General features: G+C 75.1%; 4 protein-coding genes and 1 pseudogene. 3 read left to right on the plus strand and 2 right to left on the minus strand.

Translation table 11 applies throughout. The features are described 5' to 3' along the window. Positions 1-98 (minus strand): annotated as a pseudogene (locus tag ADY01_RS37700) (histidine phosphatase family protein); the annotation flags it as partial. Between the two features lie 10 nt (positions 99-108). On the opposite strand from ADY01_RS37700, the gene ADY01_RS33405 reads away from it, so the two are divergent. Together ADY01_RS33405 and ADY01_RS33410 are read left to right on the plus strand one after the other, a co-directional pair. After that, complete coding sequence (locus tag ADY01_RS33405) at positions 109-801, plus strand: class F sortase (protein WP_049580509.1); 693 nt, start codon at positions 109-111, stop codon at positions 799-801. A gap of 141 nt (positions 802-942) precedes the next feature. Beyond that, positions 943-1,506: a hypothetical protein gene (locus ADY01_RS33410; RefSeq protein WP_049580510.1), complete on the plus strand. Its 564-nt coding sequence runs from the start codon at positions 943-945 to the stop codon at positions 1,504-1,506. Between the two features lie 66 nt (positions 1,507-1,572). Here the strand turns inward: ADY01_RS33410 and ADY01_RS33415 are convergent, their stop codons facing one another. Next, positions 1,573-2,949 (minus strand): dipeptidase, encoded by a 1,377-nt coding sequence (locus ADY01_RS33415; RefSeq protein ID WP_049580511.1) that lies wholly within the window; start codon positions 2,947-2,949, stop codon positions 1,573-1,575. Positions 2,950-3,141: 192 nt separating this feature from the next. Here ADY01_RS33415 and ADY01_RS33420 point away from each other — a divergent pair. After that, positions 3,142-4,352, plus strand: a 1,211-nt coding sequence (locus ADY01_RS33420) for a geranylgeranyl reductase family protein (RefSeq protein WP_049580512.1), incomplete at its 3' end; no start/stop codon positions are given.

Genomic DNA, 4,352 nt, shown 5'->3' on the forward strand with positions numbered 1-4,352 from the left:
CCGCGGTTCATCGTGTCCCTGGTGTCGCCGTCGGCCTGGCCCGCGAGCGCGTCGGCGAGGGCGTGGACGGCGGGGTTGTGGCCGACGAGCATGAGGTCCGTGAACGCGATGCGCCTGCCGCAGTACACGGCGGACTACGACCCCTACGACGCCGAGCCGCCCGAGGAGCGCGTCGGCTGGGGCGGCAAGGCCGCCTTCGCCACGATGGCCGGCACGGTGATCCTGGGCGTCACCATCATGCTCGCCGGCACCGAGGGGCAGGCCGGCCCACCGCAGCCGCCGGGGGAACGCCGCCAGGCGCACGCCACCCCGGGAGGCGAGGAGTCCGCGGCCGGGATCCAGCCGCTGCCGCCCGCCGTGCCGACCTGGGTCTCCATCCCCACCATCGATGTCGAGGCCCCGCTCACCGGCGTCGGCCTCGACCCGGACGGCTGGCTCGAAGCGCCGCCCGAGGACATCCAGAACCTCGCCGGCTGGCTCCAGGACGCGCCCGCCCCCGGCACCAGGGGCACCGCCGTCGTCGTGGGCCACGTGGACAACGCCGCGGGCCCCGCCGTCTTCTACGGCCTCGGCGCCCTGGCCGTCGGCGACACCGTCGAGGTCATCCGCGAGGACGGGATCGCCGCCCGGTTCTCCGTCTACGACATAGCCGTCTTCGACAAGGAGAGCCTGCCGGAGTACGTCTACGAGGACACCGGCAGGCCCGAGCTGCGCGTCATCACCTGCGGCGGCAGCTTCGAGCAGGGCTCGGGCTACTCCGACAACGTCGTGGTCTTCGCGCACATGACCGGCAGGGCCTGACGGTCCCGGCCCGCCCGGCCCGCATGACGCGAACGGCGGCACCGCTTAACCCATATGTCCTGTTCCGAAGGTTATCTGACTGATCATCGGCTTACGGTCGCTCTGCGGGGTGACGCTCACATCCGATGAAGGAGCCTTCTGATGAGCAGACTGCGAACCGCACTGGCCGCCGCCGGGCTGAGTGCGACGTTCCTCGGAGTGAGCGCGCCGGGCGCGCTCGCTCTCGTCGAGCGGGAACAGGGCCGGGTTCCGGCCCAGGACGACGACACGTCCTTCGGCTTCAGCGTCTCCCCGGCCGCCGTCAGGGCCGGCGGAGCGATCGACCTCACGGTCACCAACTGCACCCGGTTCGAGGCGACCGCCGAGTCCGCCGTCTTCGACGAGGTCGTCCTCGGCATGCCGGGGCAGCTCCAGAGCGCCAGAACCACCGTCGACACCGACGCCAGGCCGGGCGACTACGGCGTGACGTTCACCTGCGGCTCGGAGACCGGCACCGCGACGCTCACCATCCTGTCCGGCAGCGCCTCGCCCACCGCCACGGCGACCTCGACCTCCACCGCGGTGCCCACGCGCGGCGCCCAGGCCGGCGTCGGCGGCAGCCAGTCCGGCGGCGACACCATGCTGTGGGTGGGCGCCGGGCTCACCGCGGCCGTCGCCGCGGGCGCCGTGGTGGTGGCCCGCCGCAGGGCCGGACGCCACCGCTGAACGGGACCCCGGCCGGCTTCTCCGCACCGGCCGGGGCCGACCCGCCCCGGCCCACCGCGCGGGGCGTCAGCGCGCCGCGGTCGCCGCGTAACGCGACAGGAACAGCGCCTCGGCGACCGCCATCCGCTCCAACTCCTCCGGCGAGACGCTCTCGTCCACCGCGTGGATCTTCGCCGCCGGGTCGCTCAGCCCGATGAGCAGGATCTCGGCGTCCGGGTAGAGCGCGGCCAGCGTGCTGGTCAACGGGATCGAGCCGCCCTGGCCGACCACCGCCATCGGGGTCCCGTCGTACGCCTCGCGCATCGCCGAGGCCATCGACGCGTACGCCGGGCTCGCGGTGTCGGCGCGAAACCCCTGCCCCTCGCCGACCACGTCGGTCGACACCCGCGCGCCCCATGGCGCGCGCGAGCGCAGGTGCTCCGCCAGCAGCGTGCCCGCCGCGCCCGCGTCCACCCCCGGCGGCACCCGCAGGCTCACCAGCGCCCGCGCGCCGGCCTGCACCGAGGGCGTGGCACCCACCACGGCCGGGCAGTCGATGCCCAGCACCGTCACCGAGGGACGCGCCCACACCCGGTCGGCCACGGAGCCCGAGCCGATCAGCTCCACCCCGTCCAGCACCCGGGCGTCCTCGCGGAAGACCTTCTCCGGGTACGCGGTACCCGGCCAGGTCCCGCCCCCGGTCAGCCCGTCGACCGTCGTCGAGCCGTCCTCGTCGTGCAGCGACCCGAGCATGCGCACCAGCGCGGCCAGCGCGTCGGGAGCGGCCCCGCCGAAGGCGCCCGAGTGCAGGTTCCCCTCCAGGGTGTCCACCTGGACGCGGACCGCCACCATGCCGCGCAGCATCGCCGTCACCGTCGGCTGCCCCGCCCGGAAGTTCCCGGTGTCCCCGATCACCACGGCGTCCGCCGCCAGCAGCTCCGGGTGCGCCTCCGCGTACCGCTCCAGGCCGCCGGTGCCCTGCTCCTCGGAGCCCTCCGCTATCACCTTCACGCTCACCGGAACGCCGCCCGCCGCCCGCAGCGCGCGCAGCGCCAGCAGGTGCATCATGACGCCGCCCTTGCAGTCGGCCGCGCCGCGCCCGCACCAGCGCCCGTCACGCTCCGTCAGCTCGAACGGAGGCGAGGTCCACGCCGCCTCGTCCAGCGGCGGCTGCACGTCGTAGTGCGCGTACAGCAGCACGGTCGGCGCGCCCTCGGGTCCGGGGAGGTGGCCGTACACCGACGCCGTGCCGTCGGGGGTGTCGAGGAGGGCCACGTCCTGGAACCCCTCGGCCCGCAGCGCGGAGGCGACCCACTCCGCCGCGGCCCGGCACTCGGCGGGCGGGAACTGCGCGGGATCGGCGACGGAGCGGAACGCCACCAGCTCGGCGAGCTCCCCCCTGGCCGAGGGCATCAGCGAGGCGACGGCGGCGGAGATCGCGGTGTGATCGGGACGGTGCTCCATGGAACGCTCCTTGCGTGCGCGCCAGGTGGGCGCACGTGCAACATCTGTACGAATGCTCGGGGTGGGGCCGATCATCCCACAGCCCGCTCCGCCCACGGCGGCGAACTAGGATGCCGTCCGGTGACCGAAACGTAGGCACGCAGCGGGGAGCGGCAGCACATCGTGAGCAGCGAGAGAGAGTCCGGGACCGGGATGGTGTGGGACGTCGTGGTGGTGGGCGCCGGGCCGGGCGGCGCCTCCGCGGCCCGTGCCGTCGCGGAGGCCGGCCGCCGGGTGCTGCTGCTGGAGAAGGCGGAGCTGCCCCGGTACAAGACCTGCGGCGGCGGCATCATCGGCCCCACCCGCGACGCGCTGCCCCCCGGCTTCGAACTGCCGCTCAAGGAGCGGGTGCACGCCGTGACGTTCTCCCTCAACGGCAAGATGACCCGCACCCGGCGCTCCAAGCGGATGCTCTTCGGCCTGGTCAACCGCCCCGAGTTCGACCAGCGGCTCGCCGAGGCCGCGGTCAAGGCCGGCGCCGAGCTGCGCACCCGCGCCACCGTCGCGCGCGTGGAGCAGCACGGCCCCGCCGTCCCCGACCGCCGCACCGTGGCCGTGGTGCTGTCCTCCGGCGAAACGCTGCTGGCCCGCGCCGTGGTCGGCGCCGACGGCAGCGCCAGCCGGATAGGAGCCCATGTCGGGGTGCGGCTGGCGCAGGTGGACCTCGGCCTGGAGGCGGAGATCCCCGTGCCGCCCGAGGTGGCGGCCGACTGGACGGGCCGCGTGCTGATCGACTGGGGCCCGCTGCCCGGCTCCTACGGCTGGGTGTTCCCCAAGGGGGACACGCTCACCGTCGGCGTGATCTCCGCCCGCGGCGACGGCGCCGCCACCAAGCGCTACCTGGAGGACTTCACCGCGCGGCTGGGCCTGGCCGGGTTCACGCCGTCCGTCTCCTCGGGACACCTCACCCGCTGCCGCACGGACGACTCCCCGCTCTCCCGCGGCCGGGTCCTGGTCTGCGGCGACGCGGCCGGCCTGCTGGAGCCCTGGACGCGCGAGGGCATCTCGTTCGCCCTGCGCTCGGGCCGGCTCGCCGGGCAGTGGGCCGTCCGCATCGCGGAGGCGTCCGACGCCGTGGACGCGCGCCGGCAGGCGCTGAACTACACCTTCGCCGTCAAGGCCGGGCTCGGGGTCGACATGGGCGTCGGCCGGCGGCTGCTGACCGGGTTCGCCCACCGCCCGGGGCTCGTGCACGCCGCCCTGATCGGCTTCCGGCCCGCGTGGGCGGCGTTCACCCGCATCACCCGCGGCTCCACCACGCTGGCCGGCCTCGTCCGCACCCATCCGGCCGCCCGCAGGGCGCTGGCCGTCCTCGACCGCGGCCAGGCGGCGGGGAAGGACTCGGGCACGGCGCGGGGCAAGGG

This window comes from Streptomyces sp. SBT349 (genome assembly GCF_001083795.1).
Lineage (GTDB): Bacteria > Actinomycetota > Actinomycetes > Streptomycetales > Streptomycetaceae > Streptomyces.

Excerpts from the sequence above, each read along its gene's own strand:
- ADY01_RS33405 (WP_049580509.1), top strand. The coding sequence starts at position 109 with ATGCGCCTGCCGCAGTACACGGCGGACTACGACCCCTACGACGCCGAG.
- ADY01_RS33410 (WP_049580510.1), top strand. The coding sequence starts at position 943 with ATGAGCAGACTGCGAACCGCACTGGCCGCCGCCGGGCTGAGTGCGACG.
- ADY01_RS33415 (WP_049580511.1), bottom strand. The coding sequence starts at position 2,949 with ATGGAGCACCGTCCCGATCACACCGCGATCTCCGCCGCCGTCGCCTCG.